Below are 17,972 nucleotides of genomic sequence, written 5' to 3' on the forward strand. Positions count from 1 at the left end.
AAAGTAGGTGATTTATTAATATGTATAACCAGCAAAATTATCCATATGATCAAGGGATGTATTATAATCCACAAAACTACGGGTATGAACCTGTAAATGAAGTGAGGGAAATGGAACAAGAAGATTATAGACCAGATGATGCGGAGGATGCTCCAACGTCACCACCACCATCTCAAGCTCCATCGTTACCATCTACATTTGCTTCTCCAGCACAACCAGGCAATATGAAATCATGGATGTGTAACTGTCTAGGAAGATGGGGCTTTTTACGTTTACATCGTCCAGGACCTTTCGGAAGAGACTTATGGTTCTTTCCGACTGAAGTGAGAAGAAACGGAGTATCAGGTTACACTTGGCAAGGTGGTCGTCGTCGTAAAGTAAGCTACCGCTATCAACAAATTAGTAATTTCATGTGCTTCGCATAAAGAAAAGTGAGAGAGTAGAAAGATTTTACTCCCTCACTTTTTTATTTTTCAATATATGAAGTAAGATTTTGGTTAAAAATTTACAATTTTCACGTTTTTATTAGAGTATAATGCATATGTTGGTTGGTTTTCAAAAACATATGGGAGTGAGGGAATACGATGTCAATGAAAAACAAAGTTGGACTAAGAATAGAGGATGGCATTAATTTAGCTTCAGCTCAGTTTAAAGAAGATGCATATGAAATTTATAAAGAATCTCGAAAAATGCAACCTATCTTATTTGTGAATAAAACTGAATTAGGTGCAGAGTGGCTTATTACAAGATATGAAGATGCTTTGCCACTATTAAAAGATAATCGCTTAAAAAAAGATCCAGCCAATGTATTTTCTCAAGATGCATTGAATGTCTTTCTTACTGTTGACAATAGTGATTATTTAACGACGCACATGCTAAATTCAGATCCACCTAACCATAATCGTTTACGATCACTCGTCCAAAAAGCTTTTACACCGAAGATGATTACGCAATTGGAAGGAAGAATACAGGATATTGCAGATGATTTGTTAAATGAAGTCGAGCACAAAGGTTCATTAAATCTTGTTGATGATTATTCGTTCCCTTTACCGATTATTGTAATAAGTGAAATGCTTGGCATTCCAAAAGAGGATCAAGCGAAATTTAGAATTTGGTCTCATGCTGTCATTGCTTATCCAGAAACTCCAGAAGAAATAAAAGAAACTGAAAAGCAACTATCAGAGTTTATTACATATCTCCAATATTTAGTTGATGTTAAAAGACAAGAACCAAAAGAGGACTTGGTGAGTGCTTTAATACTTGCAGAGAGTGAAGGGCATAAACTTAGCGCTCGGGAACTATATTCAATGATAATGTTACTAATTGTGGCGGGACACGAAACAACTGTAAATTTAATTACAAATACGGTATTAGCGCTTCTTGAAAATCCGAATCAATTACAGTTATTAAAGGATAATCCAAAATTAATTGATGCAGCTATTGAGGAAGGGTTACGATATTATTCTCCAGTTGAGGTTACAACTTCAAGATGGGCAGATGAATCTTTTCAAATCCATGACCAAACAATCGAAAAAGGGGATATGGTTGTCATTGCATTAGCTTCAGCGAACCGTGATGAAACAGTATTTGAGAACCCAGAAGTATTTGATATTACTCGGGAGAATAATCGTCATATTGCCTTTGGCCATGGGAGCCATTTCTGCTTAGGCGCTCCACTTGCTAGGTTGGAAGCAAAGATTGCTATTACGACTTTGTTTAATCGAATGCCTGATTTGCAAATAAAAGGAAATCGTGAAGATGTTAAATGGCAAGGTAATTATTTAATGCGTTCTTTAGAGGAATTACCATTAACATTCTAGAATATTTATTTTAAGACATGCATACATCGAAAATGCTTTACATAGAGTATGTATGTGTTATTTAAATTCGAAACGGAAGGGTGAACACATCCCAATGATCAACTAATTCTATTTGTAAGAGATCTTCGTTAAAAAACGAAATATTCTTCTGAATAGGATTAGTCTGTACATTTATAGAAAAGGGATGTATTTCGCTCTGCGAATATATAGTCTTTTTATATGATTTGTGCTGCCTCCTGTTCAGAACATGAAATAGGGGGCTTTTTTATGTCGACAAATGTAGAAACGAAACAAAATACTGGGGTATCACAAGTGTTGAAAAATCGGTTTGTGCAAGGTATTTTAGCATCAGCATTATTTTTACAAGTAGGGATATGGGTTCGAAACTTTGCGGTATTATTATATGTAATGGAAATGACCAAAGGTGATGCTTTTGCTATTTCGATGATTTCAGTTGCGGAGTTTGCTCCAATTTTCATCTTTTCTTTTATTGGCGGAACGTTTGCTGATAGGTGGAAGCCGAAGAAGACAATGATATGGTGTGAAACGTTAAGTTCTATTTCAGTATTTGGTGTATTAATTACACTCATGTTTGGTACGTGGAAAATTGTGTTTTTTGTCACGCTTATTTCTGCAATCCTTTCACAGTTTTCTCAGCCATCTGGCATGAAATTGTTTAAACAGCATTTATCGGCGGAACAGATCCAATTAGCCATGTCTATATATCAAACAATATTTGCGATTTTTATGGTATTAGGGCCGATTCTTGGAACATTTATTTTTCATAGTTTTGGAATTTATATTTCAATTATCATAACAGGTATCGCTTTTTTACTGGCAGCTGCTGTGTTGTTATTTCTTCCGAAAGATCTTGAGAATGATAATGATAAGAAAGAAATCACGCTACTACAGGAGATGCTTGATGGTATTAAATATGTGAAAAAGAAAAAAGCATTAACTTTACTAGGGCTTTGTTTTATGGCGGCAGGACTAGGTATAGGATTGATTCAGCCATTAGGTATATTTATCGTAACTGAGCAGTTAGGTTTATCAAAAGAGAGTTTACAATGGTTACTAACAGTAAATGGCGCGGGTATGATTGTTGGCGGAGTTTTAGCGATGGTATTTGCGAAAAACGTAGCTCCGCAAAAGATGTTAATTATAGGGATGCTCGGTCAGGCGATTGGCATTGGTATTATAGGTTATTCGACGAATTTATGGGTGACACTTACAGCACAACTTTTTAGTGGGTTAGCTCTTCCTTGTATCCAAATAGGTATTAATACACTCATTATCCAAAATAGCGATACTGATTTTATTGGTCGTGTAAATGGCATTTTAAGTCCGTTATTTACCGGTTCAATGGTAGTAACGATGAGTATTGCTGGCTCATTAAAGGAGATGTTTTCATTAAGTATGATGTATGAAGGGACCGCTTTACTTTTTATAATTGGATTATTATTTATTTTACCTATATACAATTTAAAGCCAGTAATAGCGGTAGAGAGTGAAATAAATGGTAAAGGAAGTGCTGTACAACATGAATCCTAATCCAAATGTTAAATATCCTATTGAAGGAAATCAAAATGTCCATTTTATAAAAAATACAATAACGAAAGCTAATATACTCGTTGGAGACTATTCATATTATGATGCGAAAGATGGAGAAACATTTGAAGATCGAGTATTACATCATTATGAATTTCTTGGAGATCGTCTTATCATTGAAAAGTTTTGTTGTATTGCAAATGGAGTTACCTTTATTATGAACGGAGCGAATCATCGGATGGATGGATTTTCGGCATATCCATTTAATATATTTGGGAATGGGTGGGAGAAGTATACACCTAATTTGTCTGATTTACCTTACAAAGGGGATACAGTTATAGGAAATGACGTTTGGATTGGTATGGATACAACGATTATGCCCGGAATAAAAATAGGGGATGGTGCAATCATTGCAGCTAAATCTGTTGTGACTAGAGACGTCGCACCATATACAATTGTTGGCGGAAATCCCGCAAATAAAATAAAGGAACGATTTACAAATACAATAATCGAAGAATTATTGCAAATTCAATGGTGGCATTTTGACATTGAAAAAATAACCGAAAATATAGATGCTATTGTACGAGGAGATATTGAACCTTTAAGAAAGCTAAAAAGGGAATAAAAAATGCATAACAAAGAGTATCATACCTCCGAATTTTGTTAATGATAATAGAACGAGGAGGTGTGATACTATGGCACAAGACGTTTTATGTGAAGTAAACAACTGTAAATTTTGGGCAAATGGCAATAAATGTAGTGCAGATGCAATTTATGTAGTAAGTCATAAAGGAAAACAAGCATCTACTACAGAAGAAACAGATTGCAAAACTTTCGATCCAGAAGTATAAATTTTGAAGGGTAGCCAAATCGTGGTTGCCCTTTTATTAATTATAGTATTGATAATAAATCTCATTTTCATTCATTGTTTTTAACTTTTCTTTTTATTTTTTCATATTTTCTTCATAAGTGATGTAATCCAGAGCAATTCATGTTCAATACGTGATTTACTAAATTCAATTTCAGATATGTTAGTGTATTTTCTCTAACTTGTGATCATTCATTCAAATAATAATCTAAAGATTTCTTTTTTATTCCTTCCCTTGCTTTGTCTCCAAGTTCTAAAGAAATTCGCCACTTTAGATATTCACTTTCAGTTAAATCTCTTTTTTCAAACGAGATAACTTGATGAACAAACTTCATCGCTGCAATATGTGATAAGAGAGAACCAATAGTGTTTGAACTACCGTTTGGTAAAAAATCTAAATCACTTTGGTTTAAATTGGAGATTTCGCTCAATGTAACATCTCTTGTATGTTCAAGCATTGTTACAAGTTCTCTAATCTTATTTGAATAGTTTTCTCTTGAAATTATTCTATAATCTAGCATATATATCCCTCCAATTCATGCTAAGCATAAGTTTACCAATAAAATAAAAAAACAAAATCTGGAAATTCATGTAAAATAATGATATGATTTAATTGAATATAAAGAAAAAGAAACCTGTTTTTATCAGTGTTACCTTATCCAAGACTAAATTTTACCCATATATCATTTTTTTGATGTAGCTCTTGAAGATAAAAACTATTTAATTTTCAAGGAACAGTTATTAACTTAAAACTTATTATACGAGGAGGGTGTATCATGAAAAAAATATGCTTTGTATTAATTGTCGACGCTGGTATAAATTATGGTTCAATATTTTCTCTACCAATTTTAAGGAATCAGGATGATTTGAAGGGGTATTTTTCTAAGTATTATGATGTTTCAACTAATTATACTAGGGATAAAAACTCAGTTGACTATTTGGTAGTTCCCAAACCGTGTCCACCTTTTGATAATGAAAATAATCTTCCAATAATTGAAGTACCAGCAATCTTATTTATGAAAAAGGATTTTGAAAAAATAAAGACTTATATAGACAATTATTTTTCTAATAACTCATAAAGAAAATAAAAGTACAGTAAAAAGAAGTCCGATAAAAAACGAGTGACGTAGAATATTTCTATTAATCATTCGTTTTTTATTATATTTACATATCAGTCTATCGCAAATGAACTTGTACAACATATTGGGAAATATAGTGAGGTTAATATCGTTGAAGAGTTTGCTGCACCTTTACCTGTTACCGTCATATCCGATTTATTAGGAGTGCCAACAACTGACCGTAAAAAATTAAAGAATGATCTGATATTTTATTTATGCCGTATAGTAAAGAAAAGTTTTATGATCTGGATGTGGAAAAGGGGGTAGCACTAAATGAATTTAAAGCATATCTTCTACCGATCGTTCAAGAAAAGAGATACCATTTAACCGATGATATTATTTCGGATTTAATAAGAGCTGAATATGAAGGTGAAAGATTAACCGATGAAGAAATTGTAACTTTTTCTTTAGGTTTATTAGCGACAGGCAATGAAACAACTACTAATTTAATTATTAATAGCTTTTATTGCTTTTTAGTGGATTCACCTAGAACATATAAAGAATTAAGGGAAGAACCTATTAGAAAAATGTCTATTGGAAAATGAACAAACGTTAAATTACTTACCTATTCTTTTGAAAACTAGGTAAATTGCTCAGCAAGGTACAAATTTACTGTACCTTGTTTTTTATTTCTCAATTGTAAATTTTTGGTTGGTTATTTAGTATGGAGGTGTGTGAAAAAGAATGGAGGAGGACACTTATGTTAACGTGTAATGGAAGTAAAACGTTTCAAACGTTCATTAAAGGTGTAACGGATTTAATGGATAGTAATTTATTAGAAAATCAAATTGTTTGTGCGATCGAAAAATTACTAGAAGAACTTTTAGAAAAGAAAACATGGCTTCCGTTAGAAAAACAGAAGGCGAATTCGGCTCAATACGCACGACACTTGTTATATGAAGATCCCTTTAATCGTTTTGAAGTATTAGCTCTTGTATGGAAAGATGGACAATCTACACCTTTACATGATCATGATGGTACATGGGGAGTAGAAGGTGTTTTTACAGGAAGGATAATGGTGCAAAACTTTATACAAACTAAACAGCTTGAAAATTCACTTGTTTATTTAACACATACAGGAAATCTTTATTTGGGAGAAGGAGAGACAGATAAAGTTATTCCACCAGCTGATTGTCATATTCTTGAAATATCCGAGAATGAAAGCGTTGTCACAATTCATATTTACGGAAAACGTTTAGAAAAGTTTAAAATATATGTCCCAACTGAAGAAAAGAATGTGTACATGTGTGAGACGAAATATATTAGTTATAGTTCATAGTTTAAAATCAAAAGCTTTTCTTTTAAAGAAAAGCTTTTGATTTTATTTTTAATTATTTCTTGACCTGAAACGCTTTTCATAAATTATAAATAAGGAGTACTTCACGAAATCAGTATGAAAACGATACCTTTCGTTTAATATAAATTCGTGTATATATAGAAAGTGGTGAAGAAATAATGAAATTAATCGCAATTGATTTAGATGGAACTCTTCTTTCGGGGAATAAAATGATTAGTAAAGAGAATGCAGAAGCGATTCGAAAATGTCAAGAAGCAGGCCATGTTGTAGCAATTTGTACAGGACGTTCTATCGTCGATATTGAACGATTATTGTTAGAAGTTAATTTAGAGTGTCCAATTATTGCAGAAAACGGTGCGCTTATATATAAAGATAAAAAAATGATGAAACGATATCCAATTCAAAATATGCAAGCACTTGAGATTGTGAACTATCTTGAAGAGAATGGTTTATATTATCAGCTTTATACTAATAAAGGTGTGTACGTACCGGATTATGGAGTAGAGAGTGTACGTAATGAAATCGAATATGTGAAAAATTCAAATGAAAATATCGACTTGAAAGAGTTAGAAACAATTGCTGCATTATATCTTGAACATACAGCATTTCTTAGCGCAGAAAGTTGTAAACCAATTGTAGAAACAGAAATACACGTGCATAAGCTTTTACCATTTTCTTATGACATAGAAAAACTAAAAAAGTTAAAAGAAACGTTTCTGCATAATACTGATTTAGCAATTACATCTTCATATTGGCATAACTTAGAGATTAACCATCGGGATGCTCAAAAAGGAAATGGCTTATATACATTAGCAGAACATCTAAATATTCCAGTTGAAAATACTGTAGCGATAGGTGATGGGCTAAACGATGTATCTATGATGGAAAAAGCAAACATATCAATTGCAATGGGGAACGCAGTCGAGGAAATAAAAGCAATGTGTAAATATGAAACTTTATCAAATGAAGAACACGGCGTTGCACATGCTTTATATAAATATGTAATGTAATATAAAAAGAAAAAAAGAATCTAAATAGATTCTTTTTTTCTTTTTATTAGGGGTAAGGTATTCTATGAGCTTCATAGAAGCCTTATTACTTTTTATTATATAGAATATATTGGAATAAATGTTTATATTTTTCATGATAATTGTGAATATTTTATGAACTTTATATTTTGCGTATTTTTATACTTCTCCAAATGATGTGTATAACGATACTTTAATAATGAAATGTATACATGAGGGCACGCGTTAGGTTGCTTATCAAATTAGATGATGAACAAAACACATACTGATTAAAGATTCGTTTTATACGTATATATTTTTCTTTTTTAATTGAAAAATAAAATTTGTTCGAATAATTAATCTGCAGCTATATACCTAAAGGCACATTCTTCGTATAATGGAGAAGTATAAAATTTGAATTTGTATTAATTTTACATATTGAGGTGAAAAAAGAATGAATGCGCGGCTAATGGAACTTATTGATGTGAGTACAATAGAAACCATGGCAGAACAATTTTATCAATTAACCAACATATCACATCAACTTCTTGATGCTGAAAAAGAATGTATATTTTCTTTCGGAATAAATGAGACGAAAATATGTAAACTTCCCAAAATTGAAATCCCCATTTTTTTATACAATCAACATTTAGGATCATTTGTAGTATGGTCAAACAAAAGTGAAATTTTCAATTGTCAAAAATATTTCGAAATGCTTTCAAATCTAATTATAGATGGGGCAACAAAAGTATTTCAAAGTAAAAATACAACATTGCTCTCTCGAAAAGAAGAGGAATTACATACAATTTTACAAAATATGCCCGTTATGGTTGATGCGCTTGATTATAATGGAGATTTTGTTCTGTGGAATCGTGAGTGTGAAATTGTAACGGGTTATACCGCTGAAGAAATAATAGGGAATCCACATGCACTTCAATTATTGTACCCAGATCATAATTATCGTCACCAAATACAAACGAAATTTTTAACTTGCGGAAAAAATTTCAGAGATTGGGAAATGCACTTAACATGTAAAAACGGTGAAACCAAAACAATCATGTGGTCCAATATTTCAGAACAGTTTCCTGTAACAGGATATAGCTACTGGGCTGTTGGTGTAGATATTACACATTTAAAAGCGATAGAAGAGCAGTTAAAACAACAAACGTCTGAATTGGAATTAATTTTTAAGGCTTTACCGGATTTATGTTTCTTAACAGAAGATGATGGCACAATTATAGACTATAAAGCAGGATCCCCTACAAAATTTTACGTACCGGCAGAAGCTTTTATGGGAAAAAAGTTTTTCGAAGTATTACCATCACCAGTGGCGCAGCAGTTTCATGAAGCAATTCATCAAGTGAAGGAAAAAGCAACGAATGTAATTGTTGAATATCCACTTACAATTAATGGTAGTGTTGGTTTCTTTGAAGCTAGGTGTTTACCTTTATTACATGATAAAATTATGATCATTGTACGTGATATTACAGAGCGAAAAAAAACAGAAGAATTGCTAAATAAATCAGATACACTTGCAGCAATCGGTCAATTAGCAGCTGGTGTTGCTCATGAAGTGAGGAACCCATTAACAGTTATTAAAGGATTTATACAGTTATTCCAAATTAATAAAGAAGATCAAGAAAAATATTTTGATTTAATGCTTTCTGAAATTGAAAGAATAGAAGCGATTCTTCAAGAGTTTTTATCAATTGCTAAAACAGATGAAATAAATACAGAACAAAAAAATATTTATCAAATTTATAAAAATGTCGTTTCGTTAATGAATACAAAAGCAATTATGACAAATATTCAAGTGGAACTATATGCAGACACAAAAGATATAAGTATTGACTGCTCAGAAAATCAATTGAAACAAGTGTTTATTAATATTTTGCAAAATTCAATCGAGGCTATGCCAGATGGTGGGAAAATTACAATTCATATAAAAGAGATAAACGATGAAGGTGTCATTATTCATGTAATTGATGAAGGAATTGGGATACCTGAAGAAAGAATTAAGAGATTAGGTGAGCCGTTTTATAGTACGAAAGAAAAAGGTACCGGTATTGGATTAATGTTGAGTTATAAAATTATTGAAAGTCATCAAGGGAAAATAAGTATTATGAGTGAGGTTGGTGTCGGGACGACAGTAACTATATATTTGCCGAAAGTTCAGAGCGAAAAATCTCTATCTCCTTGTGATGATAGATTTGAATAAATGCGTCCAATTATTAATTCATAAAATACTAAATACCTAATAACCAAAAGCTTAGTATTTGGTTATTAGGTATTTTTTACATTTACTTTAGTAAACTTTACCTTTTCTTTAGATTTGTTTTAATTTCTATTAAGTTTTAAATATTATATTAATATTTGTACAAGGTAATGTATGGGAATTATACATTACTTTTAATATATAAATGAAATATTGTAAGGAGGAGATTAAGACGAAGTGAAAAAACAAGAGAAAACAATAGGTAGAGCAATACCGACGCGGTTAAATATTTTATTCTTTTGTGTATTTTTATTATTTTCTGCCATGATCATACAATTAGGTAAAGTACAAATTATTGATGGAGAAACGTATAAAAATGAAGTAGAGAAGAAAGAAAATGCGACCGTAAGTCTTTCTGTCCCGCGCGGAAAAATATTTGATAGAGAAGGCAATCCAGTAGTTGATAATAAATCTTTACGTACAATTACATATACAAAGATGAAAGGTGTAAAATCTGAAGAAATATTAAAAACTGCAAGACAACTTGCAGACATAATTGAAATGCCACAAGAAGATATAGATAAGCTAACTGAGACGGATAAGAAAGATTTTTGGATGCAATTAAATCCGAAACTTACCGAAAAGTTAGTATCTAAAAAAGAAATAAATCAGTTCAGAGATAAAGATATTACCGGAAAAAATTTAGATAAAAAAATAGAAGAGTTGAAAAGGAAGCGTGTAACAGATAAAAATCTTCAGGAATTAACAGATAAAGATATAAAAGTGTTAGCTATTAAAAGTAAGATGACTTCTGGTTATCAAATGGCTCCTCAAATTATTAAAAAAGATGTTAGTGAAAAGGAATTTACTATAATTAGTGAAGGCTTAGCAAATCTCCCAGGTGTAGACGTATCGGTTGATTGGGAGAGAGTATATGTCAATGATGGATTATTCCGATCTGTTCTTGGAAATGTTTCTAATGCCGATGAAGGATTACCAAGTGAACGATTAGATTACTACTTGGTACGTGATTATAGCCGAAATGATAGGGTTGGAAAAAGTTATATCGAGCAGCAATATGAAGATGTACTTCATGGTACAAAAAAAGAAGTAAGAAGCGTTGCTGATAAACAAGGTAATACAATTAGAACGGAAACTGTTTCCGAGGGGAAAAGCGGTAAGAATTTGACTTTAACAATAGATATGGAATTACAGAAGAAAGTAGAAGAAAGTATTGAAAAAATATTAAAGGCATATAAAGGTTCAGAATCCATGTTGGACCGTGCTTTCGTTGTGATGATGAATCCGAAAAACGGACAAGTATTATCCATGGCTGGGAAAAGACTTGTAGAAAAAGACGGAAAAACAGAAGTTGAAGACTATGCATTAGGCACAATGACTAGTTCTTATGAGCTTGGATCAACAGTGAAAGGTGCGACAGTTTTAACCGGATTTGAAACGAAAGCTATAACACCAGGTACTTATTTTTATGATGCACCAATGAAGTTTAAAGGAACTAAGGAAAAAAAGTCTTGGAAAGAGTTTGGAAATATTGATGATTTAAGAGCGTTACAAGTCTCTTCAAACGTTTATATGTTTCATACAGCATTAAAAATTGCAGGTGTGGATTATGTGAAAAATAGTTCATTAAACATTAAACAGGAGTACTTTGATAAAATGAGGTATTATTTCAGACAATTTGGATTAGGTGTTCCAACGGGTATCGATTTACCGAATGAAACAGCTGGACAAATTGGTAAAAAAGATAATCAACCTGGTTTCTTATTAGACTACTCAATTGGCCAGTATGATACGTATACACCACTTCAGCTTGTACAATATATTTCAACAATTGCAAACGGTGGATATCGAATGAAGCCACAAATCGTTCAAGAGGTAAGAGAGCAAACGTCGCAAAAAGATGAGATTGGTAAAGTGGTGCATGCAGTAGAACCAATCGTTTTAAATAAAATAGATATGAAAGAGGAATATATAAATCAAGTAAAAGAAGGATTTAGAAGGGTATTCCAGGAAGGGGATGGAACAGGAGTAAGGGCGTTCCAAAAAGCATCTTATAAACCAGCAGGTAAAACAGGGACAGCACAGACTGTATATGGTGGAGAAAGTGATATTGGAAGAAATGAAAAGGGCGAGAGAAGAGAATGTTATAATTTAACGTTAGCAGGATATGCGCCATATGATAACCCTGAAGTAGCATTCTCCGTAGTTGTGCCGTGGGTTATTAATGATAAATCTGGTATTAATTCTGATATTGGAAAAGAAGTTTTAGATGCTTATTTTGAATTGAAAAATAAGCGGTTGACAGGAGAAGCTACAAAAATAGATAGCACTCAAGAAGATTAAAACATATGAAATGTTATAGAAACTAGCGTCGTCTTATGTAGGAATAGATTCAAAATGGGTGATAGAGATGTAAAACCAAACTATCAACTATTCACGTTTTATAAAACAAATCATATATTGATAGCATAGGACAAGCTGAAAAGCTTATTCTAACCTCACAGAACACTCCTTATCACGGTTAGGCATCTACATATGTAGATGCCTTTTTTAATTTAATCACTAAGCATTATTTATCAACCTAAAGTAGCAAACATATTAGGACTATTAGGTGAAGATTGACGGTAATAATTACAGTATGCTTAATAAGCGAATTGAAATGTAAGGAGTGAGAAAAAAGTGCTAAATATTTTAGTGGTTAATTTTCCAGCAGAGGGACATGTAAATCCTACATTAAGTTTAGTCAAAGCTTATATTGAACAGGGGGATCACGTACATTATATTACGACAGAACAATTTAAAGGCAGAATTGAAGATTTGGGAGCTACAGTATATACACATCCAGATTTATTAAAGGAGATTTCTATTGATTCTGAAACCCTAGATGGGCTGAATTCTTTCTTTCGTGTACATGTTCAAACTTCTTTATTTATTTTACAAATTACGAAACAATTATATGAAAACATAAAATTTGATTTCGTAATTTATGATATATTTGGCGCTGGAGAGTTAGTAAAGGAGTATTTACAAATTCCAGGCATAGTTTCTTCTCCTATATTTTTAATTCCTCCCAAATTTTTGGAGACATTACCTTTTCATCCAAATGCTAAAATATCATTTCAACCTGATGAAATTTCTGAACAGTTACTATATGAAATGGAACATGAATTTGGAGTAAAGCCTAAAAATAATCTTCAATTTATGCGTAACAAGGGAGATATTACTCTTGTGTACACAAGTCGTTATTTTCAACCTAATAGCGATTTATTTGGAAGAAATAACATTTTTATTGGGCCGAGTATTTCAAAGCGTAAAACAATTGTAGAGTTTCCACTTGAATTGCTTAAAGGTAAGAAGGTTATATATATTTCAATGGGGACACTGCTTGAAGGACTTGAACCATTCTTTAATACGTGCATTGATGCTTTCTCAGATTTTGATGGAATAGTTGTAATGGCAATTGGTGATAGAAATGATCGTTCTAAAATTAAGAAAGCGCCAGACAATTTTATAATCGCTTCATACGTACCCCAATCAGAAATATTAAGTGAAACAGATGTTTTTATTACACATGGCGGCATGAACAGCGTACACGATGCTATTTATTTTAAAGTCCCATTTGTTATCATTCCACATGATAAAGACCAGCCAATGATAGCGCAAAGATTAACTGAGATTGAAGCAGCCCATCGGTTATTGAAAGAGAATGTTAATGTGCAAACATTAAAAGAAGCGGTATCAGATGTTCTTTCAAATAAAAAGTATAAGCATGGTATACGAAAACTGAATGATAGTTTTTTAGAATGTGGTGGTCCAAAAGAAGCGATCGCAGTGATTACATCTCTTTTAAATAAATAGTGTAGACTATATAAAAGCATAGAGGCCATACCTTTATGCTTTTATACTATTATCCTGCAAACTGTACAGCAGTATTTGCATGTAAAAAAGCGGTATCAAAAACAGGTACTTTAAGATCGTTTTGGGAAATGAGCAATGGTATTTCAGTGCAGCCTAGTAGTATACCTTCTGCGCCATTTTGAATTAATGATTTTGTAATTTGTAATATCTTTTCTTTTGACGATTCTGAAACAATTCCTTTACTTAATTCATCTAAAATAACATGATGGATAAAATTTCTTTCCTCTTCATTTGGAATGATTGTCTCAATGTTATAGTTCGCTAGACGTGATTTGTAGAAGCCTTGTTCCATCGTTTGTTTCGTGCCTAATAGTCCGATACGTTTTATATTTTGGTCTACTATTTCTTTAGCACTTACATCACCAATGTGAAGAAGTGGAATGGATATTGCATTTTCTACTTCTTCAGCAAATAAATGAACCGTATTGGAACACATTAATAAACAGTCAGCTCCGGATTTTTCAACCTTTTTTGCAACTGTGACTAATTCATTTTTCACATCTTCATATTGATGATTTTGTAATAAAGTAGTTACCTCACCAAAGTCCATGCTATATAAAATAAGCTTTGCATTTTGATCATATTGAGAGAGTGTAAGTGTATTAATATGTTTATAGTATAATGATGTAGATTCCCAACTTAGTCCACCAATTAAACCAATTACCTTCATCGTACATTCCTCCCGTAATTATGTTGAATTTATTATTTCATAATTCCGATAATAATACAATGATTTAAATGCGCTGTTAAACAAAAAATAAAAAAAGTTAGAAAAGTATTGAAATTCATCCATCTTAATGCCATAATACGAATTACAAATTAATACTTATCCAGAGAGGTGGAGGGAACGGCCCTATGAAACCTCAGCAACCCCTATGTAATTTTGTAGGAAGGTGCTAATTCCGCAGAGGACACGATGTGTTTTTTGAAAGATAAGAGGATTCTTGAACGTGAAAGAAAATGACCTCTTATGTAAGAGGTCATTTTTTGTTGTATAGAAAGGGAGTGTCGATGCATAATTCATTTTCAAAATAAATATAGAGTAATAAATGTTGACTAATATGAGAGGGGAATTGTAATGAACAAATTATCAACAAAGTTAGTAGTAGCAATCGGCATTGGAGCAGCATTATACGGCATATTAGGACTTTGGGGCTTTTCTATCGCACCAAATACATTTATTAAACCTGCATTAGCTATTTTAACCGTTTTTGGAGTGTTATTCGGTCCAGTGGCAGGACTGTTAATAGGACTTATCGGTCATACCGTAACAGATACAATCGCTGGATGGGGTATTTGGTGGGGATGGGTTATTAGTTCAGGCATTATCGGTTTTGCAATGGGGCTCATTCAAAAAAGAGTTGGCTTTAGTGTGAAAAACGGGACGTATAATAAAGGCGATATTTCTTATTTAGCTATTACTGGCTTACTTGGTATCGTCATTGCTATCATATTTGCGGGTGTATTCGATATTATTGTCATGGGAGAACCGTTTGACAAAATTATAATACAAGTATTAGGTGCAACAATTGCTGATGTTATCGTATTTTTAGTTCTTGGATTGCCCATTACGATAGGTCTAGCTAAATCTAATAAAAAACATACACACTTAAAAATTGAAAAGTAGGGATGTTAACATGCAACCAATTATTTCTTTTGAACAATTCAGCTTTCAATATAAGCATGCGGCGCAGCCTAATGTTCAAAACATTACATTTCATATATATCCTGGGGAAAAAGTATTAATTGCTGGACGAAGTGGTTCAGGAAAATCAACGTTAGCTCATTGTATCAATGGGCTAATCCCGTTTTCTTATGAAGGGAGTAGTACTGGAACTATTTCTATTGTGGGAAAAGATCCGAGGAAAGGGAGTATTTTTGAACAAAGTAAACAGGTAGGAACAATTTTACAAGATCAAGACGCTCAATTTATTGGTCTTACAGTAGAAGAAGATGTAGCTTTTTCTTTAGAAAATGAATGTGTAAATCAAAAAGATATGAAAAAGATTGTTTCGAAATCATTAGAAAAGGTAAAGATGCATTCTTTTCACAAAAAAAGTCCGCATGAATTATCTGGAGGGCAAAAACAAACTGTTTCTTTAGCGGGTCTGTTAACGACAAATGCTGATATATTATTATTCGATGAACCGTTAGCAAATTTAGATCCAGCTAGTAGCTTACATACGATAGATCTTATTAAAGATATACATAAACAATATAACAAAACAATTGTTATTATTGAACATCGAATAGAAGAAATATTAAATCTAGATTTAGATAAAATTATTTTAATGGATGAAGGGGAGATCGTTGAGATAGGAACACCAGAAGAGATTTTAGCATCAAATATATTACCGTCTATTGGCTTAAGGGAACCTATGTACATTGAAGCATTAAAGAGATTACAGTTTGATAGTAATAATAAGGTAATATACCCACTTGAAAAACTTCAAAGAGAAAGTATTAGTAGTGTTATTCATGAGTGGACGGAGAAGCAAAGTTTTTATAAAGGTACTCCTACAAAAAAGGAATTATTAAAAGTAGAGAATTTGTCATTCTCCTATGATAATAAACAAAAAGTATTAAACAATGTAAATTTCTCCATAGATGAAGGTGAAATTGTAGTACTTTTGGGCCATAATGGCGCTGGAAAATCAACATTAGCTCATAGTCTAATAGGGATAAACAAAGCAAAGAATGATAGGATTTTATTTGATGGAGTAAATATTAATTCTTGGTCTATTCGTAAACGCGGAGAGATTATAAGTTATGTCATGCAAAATCCAAATCATATGATTACACAACCTACTGTTATAGAAGAAGTTTCATTTTCATTAAAATTAAAAAAGTTTTCGAAGGAAGAAATTAAGCATAGAGCGGAGGAAACGTTAAAAATTTGTGGCTTGTATCCATTTCGAAATTGGCCAATCCAGGCATTAAGTTACGGACAAAAAAAGAGGGTAACGATTGCATCTGTACTAACAACTAATCCGAAACTTATTATTTTAGATGAACCAACAGCGGGACAAGATCATTATCATTATAAACAGTTTATGACGTTTATAAGAAAACTAGCTACAAAGGGAATATCTTTTATTTTTATTACACACGATATGAATCTCGCATTAGAATACGCTGACAGAGCGATAGTTCTACATAAAGGAGAAATTATTGCGAATAATACCGCCTCTACTGTATTAGGGCATTCAAAAACTTTAAATAGAGCGTACTTAGGAGAGAGTTCTTTATTCAAACTCGTTAAATTAAGTGGTATTGCAAAACCTGAAAGATTTATAGAACTTTATTTTGATGTTATGAGGAGGGAGGAAGGTGCATAATACATATTTTCATCGTATGGATGGAGCAGTGAAATTGTTGTTATTTATTTTTTGCATGACGCTTACTTTTTTATTTTTTGATTTTCGCGTATTGCTCTTTGTATTTTTGATTGGATGTATCGGACTTCTAGTTGCTAAAATTCCATTTCGTAAAATCATTATTGTTTTTGCTGTTATATTTACATTTAGTTTATTAAATTCTGTCATGATCTTATTTATTACACCAACACATGGATCTGAATTAACCGAATCATATACTTCATTTTTACATATTGGATATGCAACAATAACTTATGAAACATTATTTTACGCAGCTACACTTTCATTAAAATATTTTACGTTATTACCATTTACACTTATTTTTATTTATACGACTGATGCAAGCGAATTTGTGAGTAGTTTAAGTAAATTTCGAATTCATTATAAGATTATATATGCGATAAACATTGCATTACGTTATATACCTGATATTCAGTCCGAATATCAAATTATAAAACATGCGCAAGAGGCGAGAGGAGTAGCTTTTGAAAAAGGGGAAGCAAGTCTATGGGTTCGTATGAAAAATCGTGTCTTAATTTTCTGGCCATTAATTATTCATTCCCTAGATAGAATCGATACAGTTTCAAATGCAATGGATTTAAGAGGATTTGGAAAGAAGGATACGCGTACGTGGTTTTATACAAATAAAGCGAAAAGCGGGGATTATATTGCTTTATTTGTAGGTGTTTTTATTTTTATAGTTGCAGTGTATACAAAATTACATGTATTTCAAAACTTCTGGTATCCATTTTAAGGCACTCTCAAATGAGTGCTTTTACTTAT

15 protein-coding genes, 3 pseudogenes and 1 riboswitch are annotated in these 17,972 nt (G+C 32.2%); of the genes and pseudogenes, 15 read left to right on the plus strand and 3 right to left on the minus strand.

Features of this window, described 5'->3' with window-relative positions:
• Window positions 1–20: 20 nt before the first annotated feature.
• From AC3WTI_RS04025 to AC3WTI_RS04045, 5 genes are all read left to right on the plus strand, one after another.
• Window positions 21–425, plus strand: coding sequence for a hypothetical protein (locus AC3WTI_RS04025; protein WP_097841059.1), 405 nt, complete (start codon window positions 21–23; stop codon window positions 423–425).
• A 159-nt stretch (window positions 426–584) separates the two neighbouring features.
• Entirely contained in the window at window positions 585–1,820 is a 1,236-nt protein-coding gene (gene cypA / locus AC3WTI_RS04030; protein WP_097841060.1) for a cytochrome P450, read from the plus strand.
• A gap of 267 nt (window positions 1,821–2,087) precedes the next feature.
• Complete coding sequence (locus AC3WTI_RS04035; RefSeq protein ID WP_144488300.1) at window positions 2,088–3,371, plus strand: MFS transporter; 1,284 nt, start codon at window positions 2,088–2,090, stop codon at window positions 3,369–3,371.
• Window positions 3,361–3,993 (plus strand): Vat family streptogramin A O-acetyltransferase, encoded by a 633-nt coding sequence (locus AC3WTI_RS04040; RefSeq protein WP_097841062.1) that lies wholly within the window; start codon window positions 3,361–3,363, stop codon window positions 3,991–3,993. Before AC3WTI_RS04035 ends, AC3WTI_RS04040 begins: the two co-directional genes overlap by 11 nt.
• 70 nt (window positions 3,994–4,063) lie before the next feature.
• A complete protein-coding gene (locus AC3WTI_RS04045; RefSeq protein ID WP_000046091.1) occupies window positions 4,064–4,219 on the plus strand; it encodes a DUF1540 domain-containing protein in 156 nt (51 codons plus the stop codon).
• 101 nt (window positions 4,220–4,320) lie between these two features.
• Here AC3WTI_RS04045 and AC3WTI_RS04050 read toward each other — a convergent pair.
• Both AC3WTI_RS04050 and AC3WTI_RS04055 read right to left on the minus strand, forming a co-directional pair.
• Window positions 4,321–4,389: pseudogene (locus AC3WTI_RS04050) on the minus strand (PadR family transcriptional regulator); the annotation flags it as partial.
• Window positions 4,390–4,427: 38 nt separating this feature from the next.
• Window positions 4,428–4,757: pseudogene (locus tag AC3WTI_RS04055) on the minus strand (hypothetical protein); the annotation flags it as partial.
• Window positions 4,758–5,012: 255 nt separating this feature from the next.
• On the opposite strand from AC3WTI_RS04055, the gene AC3WTI_RS04060 reads away from it, so the two are divergent.
• The 7 genes and pseudogenes from AC3WTI_RS04060 to AC3WTI_RS04090 all read left to right on the plus strand — a co-directional run bounded on the left by AC3WTI_RS04060 (window position 5,013) and on the right by AC3WTI_RS04090 (window position 13,752).
• Window positions 5,013–5,315, plus strand: coding sequence for a hypothetical protein (locus tag AC3WTI_RS04060; protein WP_097841063.1), 303 nt, complete (start codon window positions 5,013–5,015; stop codon window positions 5,313–5,315).
• A 93-nt stretch (window positions 5,316–5,408) separates the two neighbouring features.
• Window positions 5,409–5,872 (plus strand): annotated as a pseudogene (locus AC3WTI_RS04065) (cytochrome P450); the annotation flags it as partial.
• Window positions 5,873–6,054: 182 nt separating this feature from the next.
• Window positions 6,055–6,633, plus strand: coding sequence for a cysteine dioxygenase family protein (locus AC3WTI_RS04070; protein ID WP_087956242.1), 579 nt, complete (start codon window positions 6,055–6,057; stop codon window positions 6,631–6,633).
• 176 nt (window positions 6,634–6,809) lie between these two features.
• Window positions 6,810–7,661 carry a Cof-type HAD-IIB family hydrolase gene (locus AC3WTI_RS04075; protein WP_097841064.1) on the plus strand — a complete coding sequence of 284 codons (852 nt, stop codon included), beginning with the start codon at window positions 6,810–6,812 and terminating at the stop codon, window positions 7,659–7,661.
• Between the two features lie 451 nt (window positions 7,662–8,112).
• Entirely contained in the window at window positions 8,113–9,876 is a 1,764-nt protein-coding gene (locus AC3WTI_RS04080; protein WP_253621571.1) for an ATP-binding protein, read from the plus strand.
• Window positions 9,877–10,110: 234 nt separating this feature from the next.
• Entirely contained in the window at window positions 10,111–12,237 is a 2,127-nt protein-coding gene (locus tag AC3WTI_RS04085) for a peptidoglycan D,D-transpeptidase FtsI family protein (protein WP_087956240.1), read from the plus strand.
• A 336-nt stretch (window positions 12,238–12,573) separates the two neighbouring features.
• Window positions 12,574–13,752 (plus strand): macrolide family glycosyltransferase, encoded by a 1,179-nt coding sequence (locus tag AC3WTI_RS04090; protein ID WP_087956239.1) that lies wholly within the window; start codon window positions 12,574–12,576, stop codon window positions 13,750–13,752.
• 49 nt (window positions 13,753–13,801) lie between these two features.
• On the opposite strand, the gene AC3WTI_RS04095 is transcribed toward AC3WTI_RS04090, so the two are convergent.
• Window positions 13,802–14,482 carry an aspartate/glutamate racemase family protein gene (locus AC3WTI_RS04095; protein WP_097841067.1) on the minus strand — a complete coding sequence of 227 codons (681 nt, stop codon included), beginning with the start codon at window positions 14,480–14,482 and terminating at the stop codon, window positions 13,802–13,804.
• Between the two features lie 153 nt (window positions 14,483–14,635).
• Window positions 14,636–14,751, plus strand: a riboswitch (SAM riboswitch).
• A 139-nt stretch (window positions 14,752–14,890) separates the two neighbouring features.
• Between AC3WTI_RS04095 and AC3WTI_RS04100 the strand changes: the two genes are divergently transcribed.
• The 3 genes from AC3WTI_RS04100 to AC3WTI_RS04110 are packed head-to-tail and all read left to right on the plus strand — an operon-like array spanning window position 14,891 to window position 17,943.
• Window positions 14,891–15,439, plus strand: a complete 549-nt coding sequence (locus AC3WTI_RS04100; protein WP_087956237.1) for an ECF-type riboflavin transporter substrate-binding protein — start codon at window positions 14,891–14,893, stop codon at window positions 15,437–15,439.
• 10 nt (window positions 15,440–15,449) lie between these two features.
• On the plus strand, window positions 15,450–17,150 hold the full coding sequence (locus AC3WTI_RS04105) for an ABC transporter ATP-binding protein (protein WP_097841068.1): 1,701 nt from the start codon (window positions 15,450–15,452) through the stop codon (window positions 17,148–17,150).
• Window positions 17,143–17,943: an energy-coupling factor transporter transmembrane component T family protein gene (locus tag AC3WTI_RS04110; protein WP_087956235.1), complete on the plus strand. Its 801-nt coding sequence runs from the start codon at window positions 17,143–17,145 to the stop codon at window positions 17,941–17,943. Before AC3WTI_RS04105 ends, AC3WTI_RS04110 begins: the two co-directional genes overlap by 8 nt.
• The last annotated feature ends 29 nt before the right edge of the window (window positions 17,944–17,972 follow it).

This window comes from Bacillus sp. EB106-02-03-XG38 (assembly GCF_058792175.1).

Coding starts and splice junctions, on each gene's coding strand:
- AC3WTI_RS04025 (WP_097841059.1), top strand. CDS start 21: ATGTATAACCAGCAAAATTATCCATATGATCAAGGGATGTATTATAAT.
- cypA (WP_097841060.1), top strand. CDS start 585: ATGTCAATGAAAAACAAAGTTGGACTAAGAATAGAGGATGGCATTAAT.
- AC3WTI_RS04035 (WP_144488300.1), top strand. CDS start 2,088: ATGTCGACAAATGTAGAAACGAAACAAAATACTGGGGTATCACAAGTG.
- AC3WTI_RS04040 (WP_097841062.1), top strand. CDS start 3,361: ATGAATCCTAATCCAAATGTTAAATATCCTATTGAAGGAAATCAAAAT.
- AC3WTI_RS04045 (WP_000046091.1), top strand. CDS start 4,064: ATGGCACAAGACGTTTTATGTGAAGTAAACAACTGTAAATTTTGGGCA.
- AC3WTI_RS04060 (WP_097841063.1), top strand. CDS start 5,013: ATGAAAAAAATATGCTTTGTATTAATTGTCGACGCTGGTATAAATTAT.
- AC3WTI_RS04070 (WP_087956242.1), top strand. CDS start 6,055: ATGTTAACGTGTAATGGAAGTAAAACGTTTCAAACGTTCATTAAAGGT.
- AC3WTI_RS04075 (WP_097841064.1), top strand. CDS start 6,810: ATGAAATTAATCGCAATTGATTTAGATGGAACTCTTCTTTCGGGGAAT.
- AC3WTI_RS04080 (WP_253621571.1), top strand. CDS start 8,113: ATGAATGCGCGGCTAATGGAACTTATTGATGTGAGTACAATAGAAACC.
- AC3WTI_RS04095 (WP_097841067.1), bottom strand. CDS start 14,482: ATGAAGGTAATTGGTTTAATTGGTGGACTAAGTTGGGAATCTACATCA.
- AC3WTI_RS04100 (WP_087956237.1), top strand. CDS start 14,891: ATGAACAAATTATCAACAAAGTTAGTAGTAGCAATCGGCATTGGAGCA.
- AC3WTI_RS04105 (WP_097841068.1), top strand. CDS start 15,450: ATGCAACCAATTATTTCTTTTGAACAATTCAGCTTTCAATATAAGCAT.